13 protein-coding genes are annotated in these 17265 nt (G+C 60.9%); 10 read left to right on the forward strand and 3 right to left on the reverse strand.

Features of this window, described 5'->3' with window-relative positions:
- Nucleotides 1-152: 152 nt before the first annotated feature.
- From AC1DJO_RS12475 to AC1DJO_RS12520, 10 genes are all read left to right on the forward strand, one after another.
- Nucleotides 153-1106 (forward strand): glutathione S-transferase family protein, encoded by a 954-nt coding sequence (locus AC1DJO_RS12475; RefSeq protein ID WP_477970857.1) that lies wholly within the window; start codon nucleotides 153-155, stop codon nucleotides 1104-1106.
- Nucleotides 1107-1200: 94 nt separating this feature from the next.
- Nucleotides 1201-2043 (forward strand): fumarylacetoacetate hydrolase family protein, encoded by an 843-nt coding sequence (locus AC1DJO_RS12480; protein WP_477970785.1) that lies wholly within the window; start codon nucleotides 1201-1203, stop codon nucleotides 2041-2043.
- 204 nt (nucleotides 2044-2247) lie between these two features.
- Nucleotides 2248-3519 (forward strand): polyhydroxyalkanoate depolymerase, encoded by a 1272-nt coding sequence (locus tag AC1DJO_RS12485; RefSeq protein WP_477970787.1) that lies wholly within the window; start codon nucleotides 2248-2250, stop codon nucleotides 3517-3519.
- 143 nt (nucleotides 3520-3662) lie between these two features.
- Nucleotides 3663-4100 carry a DUF2852 domain-containing protein gene (locus AC1DJO_RS12490; protein ID WP_112540324.1) on the forward strand — a complete coding sequence of 146 codons (438 nt, stop codon included), beginning with the start codon at nucleotides 3663-3665 and terminating at the stop codon, nucleotides 4098-4100.
- Between the two features lie 85 nt (nucleotides 4101-4185).
- Complete coding sequence (locus AC1DJO_RS12495) at nucleotides 4186-4950, forward strand: M48 family metallopeptidase (protein WP_112386017.1); 765 nt, start codon at nucleotides 4186-4188, stop codon at nucleotides 4948-4950.
- A 75-nt stretch (nucleotides 4951-5025) separates the two neighbouring features.
- Entirely contained in the window at nucleotides 5026-5694 is a 669-nt protein-coding gene (locus AC1DJO_RS12500; RefSeq protein ID WP_112386018.1) for a phosphoribosylanthranilate isomerase, read from the forward strand.
- 2 nt (nucleotides 5695-5696) lie between these two features.
- A complete protein-coding gene (gene trpB / locus AC1DJO_RS12505; protein ID WP_112386019.1) occupies nucleotides 5697-6917 on the forward strand; it encodes a tryptophan synthase subunit beta in 1221 nt (406 codons plus the stop codon).
- A 3-nt stretch (nucleotides 6918-6920) separates the two neighbouring features.
- Nucleotides 6921-7760, forward strand: coding sequence for a tryptophan synthase subunit alpha (gene trpA, locus AC1DJO_RS12510; protein ID WP_112386020.1), 840 nt, complete (start codon nucleotides 6921-6923; stop codon nucleotides 7758-7760).
- Nucleotides 7761-7799: 39 nt separating this feature from the next.
- Nucleotides 7800-8702, forward strand: a complete 903-nt coding sequence (accD, locus tag AC1DJO_RS12515; RefSeq protein ID WP_477970789.1) for an acetyl-CoA carboxylase, carboxyltransferase subunit beta — start codon at nucleotides 7800-7802, stop codon at nucleotides 8700-8702.
- Between the two features lie 32 nt (nucleotides 8703-8734).
- Nucleotides 8735-10087: a bifunctional folylpolyglutamate synthase/dihydrofolate synthase gene (locus tag AC1DJO_RS12520; RefSeq protein ID WP_477970791.1), complete on the forward strand. Its 1353-nt coding sequence runs from the start codon at nucleotides 8735-8737 to the stop codon at nucleotides 10085-10087.
- 47 nt (nucleotides 10088-10134) lie between these two features.
- Here AC1DJO_RS12520 and trxA read toward each other — a convergent pair whose 3' ends face one another.
- From trxA to addB, 3 genes are all read right to left on the reverse strand, one after another.
- Entirely contained in the window at nucleotides 10135-10455 is a 321-nt protein-coding gene (trxA, locus tag AC1DJO_RS12525) for a thioredoxin (protein WP_112386023.1), read from the reverse strand.
- 74 nt (nucleotides 10456-10529) lie between these two features.
- Nucleotides 10530-14078 carry a double-strand break repair helicase AddA gene (addA, locus tag AC1DJO_RS12530; protein ID WP_477970793.1) on the reverse strand — a complete coding sequence of 1183 codons (3549 nt, stop codon included), beginning with the start codon at nucleotides 14076-14078 and terminating at the stop codon, nucleotides 10530-10532.
- Nucleotides 14071-17265 (reverse strand): double-strand break repair protein AddB, encoded by a 3195-nt coding sequence (gene addB / locus AC1DJO_RS12535; protein WP_477970795.1) that lies wholly within the window; start codon nucleotides 17263-17265, stop codon nucleotides 14071-14073. The genes addA and addB overlap by 8 nt, the downstream gene beginning before the upstream one ends.

Genomic DNA, 17265 nt, shown 5'->3' on the forward strand with positions numbered 1-17265 from the left:
GTCCATTCTGCCTATGGTCATATTTCCCGGCCCCCTCACTTGGCAAGCGCCGGTTTCGCGATCGCATGACAGTCTGTTTCCAAAAACAGGGCCTCCCAGCCATGCGAACACGCGGTATCTATTGGCATCGCGCGATGACGAAGGAGCCGGTGATGCTGGTGAATGGAAAATGGACCGAGGATTGGCAGCCGGTACAGGCGACGGATGCCAAGGGCGGCTTTGTGCGTCAGACATCCAGCTTCCGCAACTGGGTCACACCGGATGGATCGGCAGGCCCGACAGGCGAAGCGGGTTTCAAGGCCGAGGCCGCCCGCTACCATCTCTATGTCGCCTATATCTGCCCATGGGCTTCCCGCACATTGATCGGACGGACTTTGAAGGGCCTCGATGATGTCATCAGTGTTTCCATCGTCGAGCCGGCGCTCTCGAAACAGGGCTGGCGCTTTGGTGATTATCCAGGAGCGACCAGAGACGCCGTCAACGGTGCCAGCTATATGCATGAAATCTATACGAAAGTTGCCGCGGATTTCACCGGCCGGGCAACCGTTCCTGTGCTTTGGGACAAGCAGAAGCAGACGATCGTCAACAACGAATCGGCTGATATCCTGCGCATGCTGAATAGCGGATTCGGCGATCTCGCGAACAGTGCGATCGACCTTTATCCGGATAACAAGCGTGCGGAGATCGATAGCTTCAATGAGCATATCTATTCGTGGCTGAACAACGGTGTCTATCGCGCCGGGTTTGCAACGACGCAAATCGCCTATGAAGAAGCTTTCGCCGACGTCTTTGCCTGCCTCGATTGGGTCGAGCCGCAATTGCAGGGACGGGCGTTCCTCTTTGCCGATCATCCGACCGAGGCCGACATCCGCCTCTTCGTGACCCTGGTGCGCTTCGATCCAGCCTATCACGGCCTATTCAAGTGCAACCTGCGCCGCGTCGCAGACTATCCCAATCTCAAAGCATTCTGCCGCCGTATGCTGGATTGGCCGGGCATCGCTGCCACCGTCAACATCGATCACATCAAGCGCGGCTATTATTCGATCGAGAAACTCAACCCAACCGGGATTGTGCCGGCAGGCCCAGATTTGTTGGAGATTTTTTAAAGCCGCGTACCGCTTCGGGGAAAACCCGTAATGACATGGTTGGACAACTGGTCCATAGCTCTTTGCGAATTCTTTTCGATGAGGAGGACATCCCATGAAACTGATGCGTGTAGGCGAAGCGGGTAGCGAGAAGCCGGCGATTCTTGATGCAGACGGCAAAATCCGTGATCTTTCCGCCCATGTTTCCGATATTGGTGGTGCGGCGATTTCTCCCGAAGGGCTGAAGAAGATCGCGGCGCTCGACCCGAAAAGTTTGCCGGAAATCGCGCCGGGCCGTATCGGCGCTTGCGTCGCCGGCACCGGCAAGTTCATCTGCATCGGCCTGAATTTCTCCGACCATGCCGCAGAAACCGGCGCCACAGTGCCTCCCGAGCCGATCATCTTCATGAAGGCGACCTCCGCCATCATCGGTCCCAATGATAATGTCGTCATTCCGCGCGGCTCGGAAAAGACCGATTGGGAAGTCGAACTCGGCGTCGTCATCGGCAAGACGGCGAAATACGTCTCGGAAGCCGAAGCGCTTGATTATGTTGCCGGTTATTGCGTTTCCGACGACGTCTCCGAACGCGCTTTCCAGACCGAGCGCTCCGGCCAGTGGACCAAGGGCAAGTCCTGCGACACCTTCGGCCCGATCGGCCCCTGGCTGGTCACCAAGGATGAAATTCCCGATCCACAGAACCTCGGCATGTGGCTGACCGTCAATGGCGAGAAGATGCAGGATGGCTCGTCGAAGACCATGGTCTATGGCGTCGCCTTCCTCGTTTCCTATCTCAGCCAGTTCATGTCGCTACATCCCGGCGATGTGATTTCGACGGGCACGCCGCCTGGCGTCGGCATGGGTCAGAAGCCGCCGCGCTATCTCAAGCCCGGCGATGTGGTGGAGCTCGGCATCGAAGGTCTCGGCACCCAGAAGCAGACTTTCGTCGCCGATATCTGACCGAACCGGGTCTCTTAACGATTGAAGAGCATGATGATGCCGGGGATGTGATGCCCCGGCATTTCTTTTGCGGTGCGCATACCTATGTTGCTATGCAACAAAAGCCTGTTAATCTGCGTTGAAGTGCCAGCAGAGATAATGGAAAGAAATGTGTGCCAGCCCCCAAGGCGCCGTCTTTTCCGGTAAAGAAAGGTGGCGCATCTCATGTTTTATCAGCTCTACGAACTGAATCACGCTGCAATGGCGCCGTTTCGCGCTGCCGCCGATGTGATGCGGATGGCCTATGCCAATCCGCTCAATCCCTGGTCCCAGACTCCGTTCGGCCGCACGATCGCTGCCAGTCTCGAAATGTTCGAGCGCACCACGCGCCGCTATGGCAAGCCGGAATTCGGCCTCCCCGAAACCGTTGTCGATGGCAAGAAGATCAAGGTCCGCGAAGAGATCGTCTGGTCGCGGCCGTTCTGCAATCTGCTGCACTTCTCGCGCAATCTGCCCGCCAATCATCGCGACCCGCGAATCCTGATCGTCGCGCCGATGTCCGGCCACTATGCGACGCTGCTGCGCGGCACGGTCGAAGCGCTTCTGCCAAGCGCTGATGTTTACATCACTGATTGGATCGATGCCCGCATGGTGCCTATGACCGAGGGCACGTTCGATTTCGACGACTATGTCGATTACGTCATCGAGATGCTGCATTTCCTCGGGCCCGACACGCATGTCGTCGCCGTCTGTCAGCCCTCGGTGCCGGTGCTTGCCGCCGCTGCCGTCATGGAAGAAGCAAATGATCCGCTCTCGCCAGCGTCGATGACGCTGATGGGCGGCCCGATCGATACGCGCATCAATCCGACGGCCGTCAATAAGCTCGCCAAGGACAAGCCGCTGGAATGGTTTGCCGACAACGTGATCATGAATGTTCCCTGGCCGCAGCCGGGCTTCATGCGCCCGGTCTATCCGGGCTTCCTGCAGCTCTCCGGCTTCATGTCGATGAACCTTGACCGCCACCTCGTGGCGCACAAGGAGTTCTTCATGCATCTGGTGAAGAACGACGGCGAGCCTGAAAAGCACCGTGATTTCTATGACGAATATCTGGCGGTCATGGATTTGACGGCGGAATTCTACCTGCAGACCGTCGATCAGGTGTTTATCAAGCACGCGCTGCCTAAGGGTGAACTGGTTCATCGCGGCAAGCTTGTCGATCCCAAGGCGATCCGCAACGTCGCATTGCTCACCGTCGAAGGCGAAAATGACGACATATCGGGCGTCGGCCAGACGCATGCCGCGCAGACGATCTGTACGAACATTCCAGACAACATGCGCATGCATTATCTGCAGCCGGATGTCGGCCATTACGGCGTGTTCAACGGCTCGCGTTTCCGCAAGGAGATCGCCCCGCGGATCGTCAATTTCGTCCGCGAGCATGCGCGCTCGTCGAAACCTGCCGTCAAGCGCGTCATCAAGGGCGGCAAATCCGGCTAGTTAGCTATTGCTGATTTAATCCTTGTCATTCAAGGCATTGTCCGATTTCTCGGGCAATCGTCTTGAAGGGCCGGGGAGCGGTAACCACATCGATTTTCAGCATTCGGTATTCTGCCGGGTGCAGAAAGCGAGGATACCGCACGATGAACCAGTCAGCATTGCTTCGCCCGGATTGGACTCCGGCTACCATTGCCCTGATGGTGCTGGGCTTCGTGGTCTTCTGGCCTCTCGGCCTGGCCATGCTTGCCTATATCATCTTCGGCGAACGCCTTCGCGGCTTCAAGCGCGATGCCAACAACGCTGCCGATGGCTTCTTTGCCAGCTGCCGCCGTTCGACGCATGGCCGCCACCGCCCGCATTTCTCGACAGGCAACGTCGCCTTCGATGACTGGCGGAAAGCCGAGATCGACCGCATCGAGGAAGAGCGCCGCAAGCTCGACGAGATGCGCGAAGAGTTCGACAACTACATGCGCGAGCTTCGCCGCGCCAAGGATCAGGACGAATTCGACCGCTTCATGCGCGATCGCAAGAACGCCAAGCGCGACGACAACGGCCCGGTCGCCGAATACCAGACGCCTTGAAGGCTCTGGTGAAGAACGAGCGAACCGGCATCACCGATGCCGGTTTTTCTTTGTCTGGAATTACCCGAATCGTATAGAAAGCACCATGTTTCCGCTTCTTTCCAAGCCGCGGCGCCCGTCCGTCAGAAAGCCTGCTCCGCCGGAGACGCGGACGCTTGATGTCGCCGGCCGATTGATGCCGCTGACGATCAAGCAGCATGATCGTGCCACGCGGATCACGCTGCGGATCGAACCCGGTGGCCGGGCGCTGAAGATGACGGTGCCGCGCGGGCTCGCCCAGCGCGAGGTCAACGCCTTCCTCGACCGCCATCAGGGCTGGCTGCTGACCAAGCTCGCCAAGTTTTCACAGGATACCGGGCTTCAGGATGGTGGCGAGATCCTCCTTCGCGGCATCCGCCACCGCATCCGGCTTACGGGCAGCCTGCGCGGCCTTACGGAGGCGGTCATCGTCGATGGCGACCATATCCTGAGGGTCAGCGGAATGCCGGAGCATCTCGGCCGGCGGGTCGCCACCTTCCTGAAGAAGGAAGCGCGCGCCGATCTCGAAAGGCTGGCGCATTTCCACGCCCGGTCGATCAAGGCGCCGATCAAGTCAATCTCGATGAAGGATACGCGCAGCCGCTGGGGATCCTGCTCTTCCGAGGGAAATCTAAGCTTTTCCTGGCGCATCGTCATGGCGCCGCCTTCGGTGATCGACTACCTCGCCGCCCATGAAGTGGCCCATCTCAAGGAGATGAATCACGGCCCGCGCTTCTGGGCTTTGTGCGAGAAGCTCTGCCCCGATATGGATGAGGCCAAGGGCTGGCTGAAGCGCCACGGTAGCCTGCTTCACGCCATCAGTTTTGACTGAGCGGAAACCGCGCGAAATTAAGCCTCCATCGCAAATTGGCTCGACTCTTTTGCCTTTTCGTGTCACTTCGCTGCCATGAAACCGGACATCAAAATCTGTGGTCTGAAGACGGCCGAGACGATCGATCGCGCGCTGAAGCGCGGCGCGACCCATATCGGCTTCATCTTCTTCGAAAAAAGCCCGCGCTATATCGAGCCTGACGTCGCCGGAAGGCTGGCGGACGCGGTGCGCGGCAAGGCCAAGATCGTGGCCGTCACGGTCAACCCAACGAACGACGATCTCGATGAAATCGTTGCACTTTTGCGCCCCGATATCATCCAGCTTCATGGCGATGAAAGCCCGGAACGCGTTTTGACCATAAAGGCCGTTTACGGTCTTCCTGTCATGAAGGCTTTCTCGGTGCGCACCTCCGACGATTTGAAGCGGGTCGAGGCCTATATCGGTATCGCTGATCGCTTCCTCTTTGATGCGAAGCCGCCGAAAGGCTCCGAATTGCCCGGCGGAAACGGGGTTTCCTTCGATTGGAGCCTGCTCGACTGGCTTGACGGAAGCGTCGATTACATGCTTTCCGGTGGACTGAACAAGGACAACATTGCCGACGCGCTGATCATCACCAAAGCGCCAGGCATCGACGTTTCCTCCGGTGTCGAGAGTGCACCGGGCGCGAAAAGCGTCGCGATGATCGATGAATTTTTCGATGCGGTCGAGAAGGCGTATCAGCCTGAAACCGCTTCAGGGAGTTAAGAGTGAACGAGACGCCTAAACCGAATTCCTTCCGTTCCGGCCCTGATGAAGATGGCCGTTTTGGCATCTATGGCGGCCGTTTTGTCGCCGAGACGCTGATGCCCCTCATTCTCGACCTGCAGGCCGAATGGGACAAGGCGAAGGACGATCCGGAGTTCCAGGCTGAACTGAAAAATCTCGGTGCCCACTATATCGGCCGCCCGAGCCCGCTGTATTTTGCGGAACGGCTGACGGCCGAGCTCGGCGGCGCGAAGATCTACTTCAAGCGCGAAGAGCTGAACCACACAGGTTCCCACAAGATCAACAACTGCATCGGCCAGATCCTGCTCGCCAAGCGCATGGGCAAGACCCGCATCATCGCTGAAACCGGCGCCGGCCAGCATGGCGTTGCTTCGGCGACCGTTGCCGCCCGTTTCGGTCTTCCCTGCGTCGTCTATATGGGCGCCACCGATGTCGAGCGTCAGGCGCCGAACGTTTTCCGCATGAAGCTCCTCGGTGCCGAAGTGAAGCCGGTGACGGCTGGACACGGCACGCTGAAGGACGCCATGAACGAGGCGCTGCGCGACTGGGTCACCAATGTCGACGACACCTATTACCTGATCGGCACCGCCGCCGGCCCACATCCCTATCCGGAGATGGTTCGGGATTTCCAGGCGGTGATCGGCACTGAAGCCAAGCAGCAGATGCTGGAAGCCGAGGGACGTCTGCCAGATCTCGTCGTTGCCGCCGTCGGCGGTGGCTCGAACGCCATCGGCATCTTCCATCCGTTCCTCGATGATGAAGGCGTCAAGATCGTCGGCGTCGAAGCGGGCGGCAAGGGTTTGCAGGGTGACGAGCATTGCGCCTCGATCACCGCCGGGTCGCCGGGCGTTCTTCACGGCAACCGCACCTACCTGCTGCAGGATGGCGACGGCCAGATCAAGGAAGGCCATTCGATTTCGGCCGGCCTCGATTATCCCGGCATCGGCCCGGAGCATTCCTACCTGAACGATATCGGCCGCGTCGAATATGTGCCGATCATGGACCACGAAGCGCTCGATGCCTTCCAGACGCTGACGCGCCTTGAGGGCATCATTCCGGCGCTGGAACCGTCGCATGCGTTGGCCGAAGTCATCAAGCGCGCGCCGAAGATGGGCAAGGACGAGATCATCCTGATGAACCTCTCCGGCCGCGGCGATAAGGACATCTTCACCGTCGCCAAGATTCTCGGAATGGATGCTTAAGTCATGACCGCACGTATGGACAAACGCTTTGCCGATCTGAAGGCCGAGGGCCGCCCGGCGCTGGTCACCTATTTCATGGGCGGCGACCCGGATTACGACACGTCGCTCGGCATCATGAAGGCGCTGCCGGAAGCTGGTTCCGATATTATCGAGCTCGGCATGCCGTTTTCGGATCCTATGGCCGACGGTCCGGCAATCCAGCTGGCCGGTCAGCGCGCCCTGAAGGGCGGCCAGACGCTCAAGAAGACGCTGCAGCTGGCTGCGGACTTCCGCAAGTCCGATGATGCGACGCCGATCGTCATGATGGGTTACTACAACCCGATCTACATTTACGGCGTCGAAAAGTTTCTCGACGATGCGCTGGCATCCGGCATCGACGGCCTGATCGTCGTCGATCTGCCGCCGGAGATGGATGACGAGCTCTGCATTCCAGCGATCCGCAAGGGCATCAATTTCATCCGCCTGGCAACGCCGACCACCGATGAAAAGCGCCTACCGGCCGTTCTGAAGAACACGTCCGGCTTCGTCTACTACGTTTCGATGAACGGCATCACCGGTTCGGCTCTGCCGGATACGTCGCTGGTCTCGGGTGCCGTCAAGCGCATCAAGGAGCACACCGATCTGCCTGTTTGCGTTGGCTTCGGCGTTAAGACCGCCGACCATGCAAAGGTCATCGGCGCTTCGGCTGACGGCGTTGTCGTCGGCACTGCCATCGTCAATCAGGTGGCCACGAGCTTGACCAAGGACGGAAAAGCGACAGCTGATACGGTTCAGGCCGTTGCCACGCTGGTCCGCGGTCTTTCATCGGGAACGCGTTCGGCGCGCCTTGTTGCTGCCGAATAGTGTCCCCACATTGGCTGTCGTCAATCAGGAGTTTTCGACTTGAACTGGATCACCAACTACGTACGCCCGCGGATCAATTCCATGCTGGGCCGCCGCGAAGTTCCTGAAAATCTCTGGATCAAGTGCCCGGAAACGGGCGAGATGGTCTTCCACAAGGATCTGGAAGACAACAAGTGGGTCATCCCGGCATCCGGCTATCACATGAAGATGCCGGCCAAGGCGCGCCTTCTCGATCTTTTCGACAACGGCGAATACGAAGCGCTGGTGCAGCCGAAGGTGGCTCAGGACCCGCTGAAGTTCCGTGATTCCAAGAAGTATACAGATCGCCTGCGCGATAGCCGTCTGAAGACCGAGCAGGAAGACACGATCGTTGCCGGTGTCGGCAAGGTGCGTGGTCTGAAGCTCGTGGCCGTCGTGCACGAATTCAACTTCATGGGCGGTTCGCTCGGCATCGCTGCCGGTGAGGCAATCGTCAAGGCATTCGAACGCGCCATTGCCGAGAAATGCCCGCTGGTAATGTTCCCGGCCTCGGGCGGCGCCCGCATGCAGGAAGGCATTCTCTCGCTGATGCAGCTGCCACGCACCACTGTCGCGGTGGACATGCTCAAGGAAGCAGGCCAGCCCTATATCGTCGCTCTGACGAACCCGACGACGGGCGGCGTGACCGCTTCCTATGCCATGCTCGGCGATCTTCATTTGGCGGAGCCGGGAGCGGAAATCTGCTTTGCCGGCAAGCGCGTCATCGAGCAGACGATCCGCGAAAAGTTGCCGGAAGGCTTCCAGACGTCGGAATATCTGCTGGAACACGGCATGGTCGACATGGTGATCAAGCGTCACGATATCCCCGATACGCTGGCGCGGGTCCTAAAGATCCTGACGAAAAAGCCGGCAAATACCGTCGTTACCAACGGCAGTGCGGTCGCGCTGGCAGCGAGCGCCTGATCGATCCAGAACCTGCCTGAGCGGAGGGCCGAATGATACCCAGGGGTCAGACCGTCGTGAGCGAGGCAGCACAGGAAATAGACAAGCTCTTGGGATTGCATCCCAAGGGCTTCGATCTGTCGCTGGAGCGCATCACCCGCCTGCTGGAAGTTCTCGGAAATCCGCAGGATAAGCTGCCGCCGGTAATTCATGTTGCCGGAACCAACGGCAAAGGTTCGGTTACGGCATTCTGCCGGGCGCTCCTCGAAGCTGGTGGCTACAGCGTTCATGTCCACACTTCGCCCCATCTGGTGAATTGGCACGAGCGCTACCGCATCGGCGTCAAGGGCGGACGCGGAGAGCTGGTTGAAGACGCGGTTTTCGCCGATGCCGTACGCCGCGTTGCCGAAGCCAATGGCGGCCAGAAGATCACCGTTTTCGAAATCCTGACGGCCGTCACCTTCCTGCTGTTTTCCGAACAGCCTGCCGACGCAGCTGTTATCGAAGTCGGCCTTGGCGGCCGCTTCGACGCGACGAATGTTATCTCCGATCCGGCCGTCTCGGTCATTATGCCGATTTCTCTGGATCATCAGCCCTATCTCGGTGACCGGGTCGAGCTGATCGCCGCCGAAAAGGCAGGCATCATGAAGGGGAAGCATCCTGTCGTGATCGGCCAGCAGCCCTATGATGCAGCGCTCGAGGTGCTGATGTCGACGGCCGAGCGACTGCATTGCCCGACCGCCGTCTATGGCCAGGATTTCATGACCCACGAGGAGTATGGCCGTCTCGTGTATCAGGATGAGTTCGGCCTTGCGGATCTGCCGCTACCGCGGCTTCCCGGCCGCCACCAATACGCCAATGCCGCTGCTGCCATCCGCGCTGTCAAGGCCGCCGGTTTCGTCGTCACCGAGGCGATGATGGAGACGGCGCTTCAGGGTGTTGAATGGCCCGGGCGCCTGCAGCGGCTGACCGAGGGACGGCTGATGTCGCACGCGCCTGCCGGTGCCGAAATCTGGGTCGATGGCGGACACAATCCCGGCGCCGGCGAGGTGATCGCCGAGGCGATGGCGAATTTCGAGGAAAAGCTGCCAAGACCGCTCTATCTGATCACCGGCATGATCAACACGAAGGATCCCGTCGGTTATTTCAAAGCGTTTGCCGGACTGGCGGAGAAAGTCTTCTGCGTTCCGATCCGTGGAAGTGATGCGATGATCGACCCGGTCATTCTGGCAAATGCAGCCTACGACGCCGGTCTGGTGGCCGAGCCGATGTCGAACGTTGGAGACGCGCTCGATGCGATCAAGGAAATCCTCGATCCGGCCACGCCGCCGCCACGCATCCTGATGGGCGGCTCGCTCTATCTGGTCGGCGACGTTCTCTCGGATAACGGAACACCACCAAAATGAAAAAAGCCCGGTCGAAGCCGGGCTTTTTCCTTGAATGCGAAAGCGTCTTAGGCGGCGCTGGAAATCCAGCTCGAAAGAGCCGTCTTCGGAGCGGCGCCAACCTTGATGTCGGCAACTTCGCCGGCCTTGAAGATCGCCAGCGTCGGGATCGAGCGAACGCCGAACTGAGCAGCCAGTTCCGGGTTTTCATCGATGTTGAGCTTGGCAACCTTGACCTTGCCGGCCAATTCGGTTGCGATTTCTTCGAGGCTCGGGGCAATCATCTTGCACGGGCCGCACCATTCAGCCCAAAAATCCACAACAACAGGTTCTGCAGATTCCAGAACTTCCGATTGGAAGTTATTGATATCGACTTTCACGGTAGCCATAGGCTGCTCCTTCACGGGAATTATCGTTGAACCACATGTGATGGTGCGGTGTCATAATTTCAATGTCCGGTATTTCACTTTGTCTTGAGTGCCGCAAGCGCCAATTCAAGGGTCCGCTCGGTGAGGCGGTGAACCGTCGCGTTTTCGGTATAGACGAGCACGCACTCGATTTCCTCGCCGGGATAAAGCGGTTTCAGGATTTCCCGGTAGATCGCGAGCTGCGCCTTGTGTGCAAAGGGAACGCTGTCCTCCGTCTCCGGCGGAACGCGATTGGTCTTGTAATCGAGGACAACCACCCGGTCCGTCAGCACCGCGAGACGGTCGACCCGACCCGATACGGCATAGTGTTTCCCGTCGAGGTCCAGCGTGCCCATGATCGAAACTTCAGGCTGGGCATGGGCTGCAAAGACTTGCTGGAGGCTTTGTTCGGTCAATAGTTTCAGAACCGAATCGACGAGCCGTCGCCGCTCAGCGTCCGGCCAGAAGCGCGCCGCGCGCCCAGCATAGCGCTCGGCGGCAAGCTGGCGCTCCTGCGGCGGGATGTCAGGCAGCATCTGCAGCATGCGGTGGATCAACCGGCCTTTTTCCAGCGACCTGTCGGACCGCTCCGGGGTGCTGAACAAAGGCGAGGTCACCAGAAGGTCATCGGCTTCCTCGTCGATGACGGTACCCGCGCCCGATGGGCTGAGGGGTCGCGGCAAAGCTCTTTGCGGCGGCAGAGGCTTGAGTATACCAGCTGGCAGGACGTCTTTTTCGCGCTTTTCCGCCAGCTGTTCTGCCCGCTCGAAGCTGCGCTCCACCTGCGGAACCCGCCAGGTCACGCCTGGCCAGCTGCCGTCCGGCCCTTCGAATTCGACAGCGTTCACCTGCGGATGGCTTTCGCTCATCGCGGTGGAAATCATCACATGCCACGTATCGGTGTTGGCGCGCACGCCGCGATAGCCGCAGACGATCAGCCGGTCGGCCGCGCGCGTCATCGCCACATAGAGCAGGCGGCGGTATTCCTCTTCCGCCAGCGTCTGGATGCGGGCGGCGTCGGCTTGCGTGCGCGAATTGGCGAGATCGCTGACCGGCACCCAGATCGGCATCGGATCTTCATTGGCTGTCTCCAGCAACCTCAGTTTCGGCATATGCGTATGAGTAAACGCCTTGCCGCCGCTATCGACCAAGAAGACGATCGGTGCCTCCAGGCCCTTCGAGGCATGCACCGTCATGATGCGCACCTCGTTTCGCCCCTTGTCCTGCTCGCGCTTCACCTCCGGGGCCTCGAGTTCGAGTGTCGAGATGAAGGATTGCAGGCCGGGCAGGCCGGAGCTTTCATGATCGAGCGTGAAGGTCAGGAATTCGTCGAGAATATCGCTGACCTCGGTTCCAAGCCGCGCCAGAAACTGGCTGCGGCCACCGTGAACGCCAAACACACGGGCGTAGAAGTCATGCACGGACAGGCTTCGTGATTGCTCCAGGAAAAGCTCAAGCCGTTTCGCCGCCGCCACGAAGCGCTCGTGGCCGTCGGCGGCGAAGCGCTGCAGATGGCTCCAAACGCTCAGATGTTCGCTTCGGAGCGCCGCCAGCGCAAAGATATCGTCTTCCGTGAGATCGAAGAGCGGGCTTTTCAGCACCGCTGCGAGCGAAAGATCGTCCTGCGGCAGAAGCAGGAAGCGCCCGAGCGCCAGCAGATCCTGCACGGCAATGTGGCTCGTCAGCTTTAGGCGGTCGGCACCGGCGACCGGAATGTTGCTTCGCCGTTTCAGCGCCCGCGTCAGCGCGTTGACGAAACTGTCACGCTTTCGAACCAGCACCAGAATATCGCCGGCCTCGATCAGCCTCTCCTTGCCCTTCTCGACGATCGTTTCGTGTCCGACCAGCGTCTCGATGGTATGCGCCATGCGCCGCGCCAGGATCGCCGGCGGCGCGCTCTCGGGCGTGGCATCGAAAGGGGCCGTCCAGTCCTCGTCCTTGATGGCGACTTCGGGCGCTACCATCGCCCAGAGATCGACGGCGCCCGGATGGCCGATCCGGCTGGACCGGTGAATGACCGGCTCGCCCTCGGCGCTCAGCCCGCGCGCATTTTCAGGTGGCGTGAAGACGTGGTCGACAGCGGCGAGAACGTCGGACGTCGAACGGAACGAGAGCGGCAGGCGCACCGGCGTGAACTGCTGGCCGCCGGCCTGCACCTTCCGCTGCGTCCGTTTGCTTTCTTCCGAAAAGCGCTCGGGCCGCGCGCCCTGGAAGGAATAGATGGATTGCTTTTCATCACCGACGGCAAACAACGTCCGGATCACCGGCCGGGCGCTCTCGCCCGAGAAGAAATCCTCCGCCAGCGACTGGATGACGCTCCATTGGATCGGGCTGGTATCCTGGGCCTCATCGACGAGAATGTGGTCGATGCCCTGGTCAAGCTTGTAGTGGATCCACGGGCCGATGCCGCTTTTCGTTAGCAGATCGGCCGTGCGCGTGATCAGGTCCTCGAAATCGAGGTGGCTGCGCTGCTTTTTCAGGGACTCATAGTCACGGTTCAGGCGCTCGGCGAGCACGAGTGCCGCATGCGTTGCCGTATACATCCGCATGATTTTCAGCCGGTCCCGGCAGGCGACGACGTGATCGCGGGCAGCTGCGATCGCCGCCGTCAGTTCTGGCGCATCGGCAAGCATCGCCTTCACGGTGAATTGCGAATCCGTTTTCGGCTGCCCGTCCACCTTCAGGAAGATCTTCTCCAGAAGCTCGGCCCGCTTCTCCGCACTTCGCTCGTTCGAGGTTTGGCGAAGACCGTAAGCAACCTCCTGCGCCTTGGCGCCGCCTTTCTGCGCAGCCAGCGTCATGTAGAGATCGAGCGTCAGCCCGGAAAGCTCCGGTAGCGGCCAGTATTGCTCGGCGATGCTGGCTTCGCTCTCCGTATCGGAAAGCTTCAGGTTCTTGCGCAGTGCCGCGGCGATCCCGCCATGCGCTTCGGCGGCCTGCGTGAAGCGGCGGATGGCGTTGCGATTGGCGACGATCTCTTCGAGCAGCGCTTCCAGCCCGCTTTCGTCGCCAAGGTTGAGAACGTATGAGAACGCTTCGGCAAGCGTCTGATCGTCTTCCGGTCCCGTCGCCGTCAGCAGCGAACGGCGCGCATCCGCAAGAAGGGTCGCCGCTGCCCGGTCGTCGAGAACCGAGAAGTGACCGGCGACATTTGCCTCCAGCGGAAACTGATGCAGCAGCGCCTCGCAGAAGGCGTGGATCGTCTGGATCTTCAATCCGCCGGGCGTCTCCAGCGCCTTGGCAAAGAGTCGCCGTGCTTCGGCGAGTTTGACGCGATCGGGTGTTTCTCCCTCGATCAGCGCGATGCGTTTGCTCAATTCCTGATCCGGCAGAACCGCCCATTCGGCAAGCCGCGCGAAGACGCGGTTCGACATTTCGGAGGCCGCGGCTTTGGTATAGGTCAGGCAGAGGATCGCCGAAGGCCTGGCACCGGCCAAAAGCAGCCGGATCACGCGTTGCGTCAGGACGTGCGTCTTCCCGGATCCGGCATTGGCCGACACCCATGCCGAGCGTAACGGATCGGAGGCGATCGCCTGCTGAATGGTCGTCCAACCGATCCAGACGCCCGGATCGTCGCTATCGGGGAGAGCGGTAATGTCATTCATCGCCACTGGCCTCCTCGTCTTCTGCCGTCGACCATTCCGAGACCCGTGCCAGATGATCGTAGTCGCCACCGAACTCGAACTGTTGTGCCGGGATAAGCCGCGATGTGAAGCCCCGCTCGCCGGATTGCAGCAGGGAGACGAACTTGACGAGCTGATCGATCGATTCCTCGGCAAGATCGAGCGCCGACTTCGCCTTGTCGCTGCGTGTCGAATTCTCGTTGTTGACGGTATCGGCCCGGAAGCGGCTGCCAGGCCGAAGGCGGACGTAAAGCAGATCCTGCGGAATGAGGCTGCCGGCATCGCGGAAGGCACCGGCGCTCAGCGCGGCAGCTTCGAGAGCCAGCTGCGGGTCGAGCAAGGCGCGCGCTTGCGCAGGCGAAGGATTGTAGCCGGTCTTGTAATCGATGATATCGGCAGATTTCGGCCCGGTAATATCGATCCGGTCGGCGATGCCCGTTAGCCGGATGTTGATCGTCTCCAGCTCGACGCTGCCGCGAACTTCGGTCACTGTCTTGCGGATGCCCGGCCGCCGCTCGGCTTCCCACGTCAGGAAGCTGCGGGCGACCTCGCGAAAGCGTGGCCGCCAGACGGCGTCGATATGGGCCGGCAGCTCTTCCCTGTCAAAAAGATCGTTGAGGATCGCTTCCATCGCCCTTTCGCCGTCAGGCGTTCCAGCAATGTGCCCTTCACGCACGAAGCGGTCGATGATCGCATGATATAGCGTGCCGCGCTCTGCGGCACCGGGATCGCGGTTAAACGGTTCGACAGGGTCGAGCCGCAGAATGCGCCGTGCGTAGATCGCATAGGGATCGCGCCGGAGGCGGCCGACTTCGCTGAAGGAATAGGATTTCGGCTGCAGTTCGGAGGGTGGAACCGGCGAGGGGCGCTGCGCCGGCGTCTGGGTCTTGCCGTCATCCAGAAGATTGACCCAGTGCAGGAATTTTTCGCCGCGGGCTTTCAGTGCGGTTTCGAAAGCGGTGCCGCCCAAAGCCAGTAGACGCTGCAGCCAGCGCGAGGCAACCGTCGGCGTCGAGCCCTGGCGGAGTGCGCGCGTATAGACCAGCTTCCGGGTGCCGCTCGCCATCTCGAAATCGTGGGCCAGCTGCCCGATACGCCGCTCCGGCGGCTCGAGGCCAATCTCCGTTTTCATCATCCGTGAAATGAAGGGGTTGTTGGCCGTCTGCCCCGGCCAGGAACCTTCGTTCAGACCGCCGAGCACCAGCGTGTCGACAGCCTGAAGACGGGCTTCCAGCGTACCGAAGATGAAAACCCGGGGATGGCTGAGAGCGCGAGGTTTGGCGGCCTGTCCAGCCGACAGGGCCGTCATGATGTCGATCCACTGCGGACCGTCCGCCTCGATCTGCCCGTTGGTGTCGATTACCTCGCCGAGCAGCGCTGCGAGCGCATCACCGGCTTCTCCACTCCAGAGACCGGCAAGGTCGCCGCGGTGATCGCGAGCCACGGCCTCGAGCACGCGGCCGGTCCTTGAGGCCCACTCGGAGAGCTGCAGGTTCACTGTCAGGCTGCGCCCGTCAGGTCCACGCTTGACCATGGTCGATGCCAGCGGCTCGGTCGCAGCTGCGATCCGCTGTGCCAGATCCCGGGCCTGATCGATCGCATACGATGGCAGCGACTTCCGCCAGTTCGGCGCGTAGCGATCGGCCTGCTGTTCGGCAAGCTGACGCTCCAGCAGGGCCGGTAGCGTGCTGATATCGACCTCGGCAACACCGCCGCGCAGCGCGAGAAGCTCGAGCGCTTCGACGGCACTTGTCAAAATGGTCTTCTCAAGGCTGAAATGCGTGAGCGGATGCTTGAGGAGCGCCACCAGTGCCACCGGATCGCCGGGCCGTAGCGTCGCTTCCAGAACCAGCTGCAGGAAAGTGCCCTGCGGCATCGCAGAAAGCGGCGTACCGGCCGAATCGTCGGCGATAATGCCGAACCGGGCGAGTTCGGACATGACGCGGCGCGCGAGATTGCGATCAGGCGTAATCACTGCTGCCTGGCTTTCGCCGTTGCGGCCCGGCTCCTCTAGGGCGAGGCGCAAGGCGATGGCAATTGCCGTTGCCTCCTCCCGCTCGTTGGCCGCCTCGATCAATGCAACGTCGGCAAAGCCTGCCGCCAACGCGTCCGCGGGAAGCTCGTTCTTCCACTCGCCCCAGCCACTTGTCGCCTCTGCTGGTGCAAGCGCCCGCGACAGTACCTCCGCACGCCGTTGCAGGTCAGGCTCCGCGTCGATCAGCGGGGCGACATCATTGCGCGTCAGTTTCAGTCGCTTCAGCAGATGCGACAGACCATACTGGGAGTGGCTGCGGCTCGCAGGATTGGCGGTTCGGCCCGGCTGTGGGTCAGGCGCCACCATCCGCCAATGTTCGTCCGGCATCGAAAGATCGAGGCCAGGCAGCACGATGACGCCCTCGGGAAGATTGGCAACGGCGGCAATCAGATCGGCGGTCGCAGGCACGGAGCCCGTCGAGCCGGCGATGATGATCGGTCCGGCCGGCCGGGACATTGCAAGTCGGTTCGCTTCCGCGCGCAGGATTGCGTTGCGGTGCCGGGCAGGGGATGAGCGCCCGAGTTCGGCCAGCCGTTCCGGCCAGAAGGCGCTGGCAATCTGCAGAAACTCCGCTGTCAGCTGCCACCAGAGCGCATGATCGGAGGCGTCGAGATTGGCAAGCTCCGCCCATTCGCGGTCCTCGGTCTCGATCGAATCGATCAGCTCAGCCAGATTGCGCGCCAGCCAGATCGCATCGGCCGGGCTCGCCGGGGCTGCGAGAGGCGACTCGGCATGGATACGGCGGACGATATCCGGCAGCCTGTTGCGCCAGGCAAGGATGAGCCTTGCAAGCTCCAGCAGGCGGGCAGTGTTGGAAAGCGGCTGCGCAAGGTCGAGGGTCGCAGGCAGCGCCTCCTCGAAATAGCCGCTGTCGTCATCTGTCTCACCGAGCGGCCGGATGACCGGCAGAATCGCCGAGCGGCCGCCGAGCAGATCGACGAATTCGGAGCGGAGCACGCGGGCTGCGCGCCTGGTCGGCAAATAGATCGTGACTTTCGAAAGCGATAGCGGATCGTCGGGGTCGTGCCGGAAAAGCGGCGTCAACCGGCCGTCGCAAAGCATTTGCGCGAGCACTTTCAGAAACGGCGCTCCTGCCGGTATCGTCAGGATGCGCGGCTGATGACGCTCGCTCAT

It is taken from the genome of Rhizobium sp. 05N430 (genome assembly GCF_056396985.1).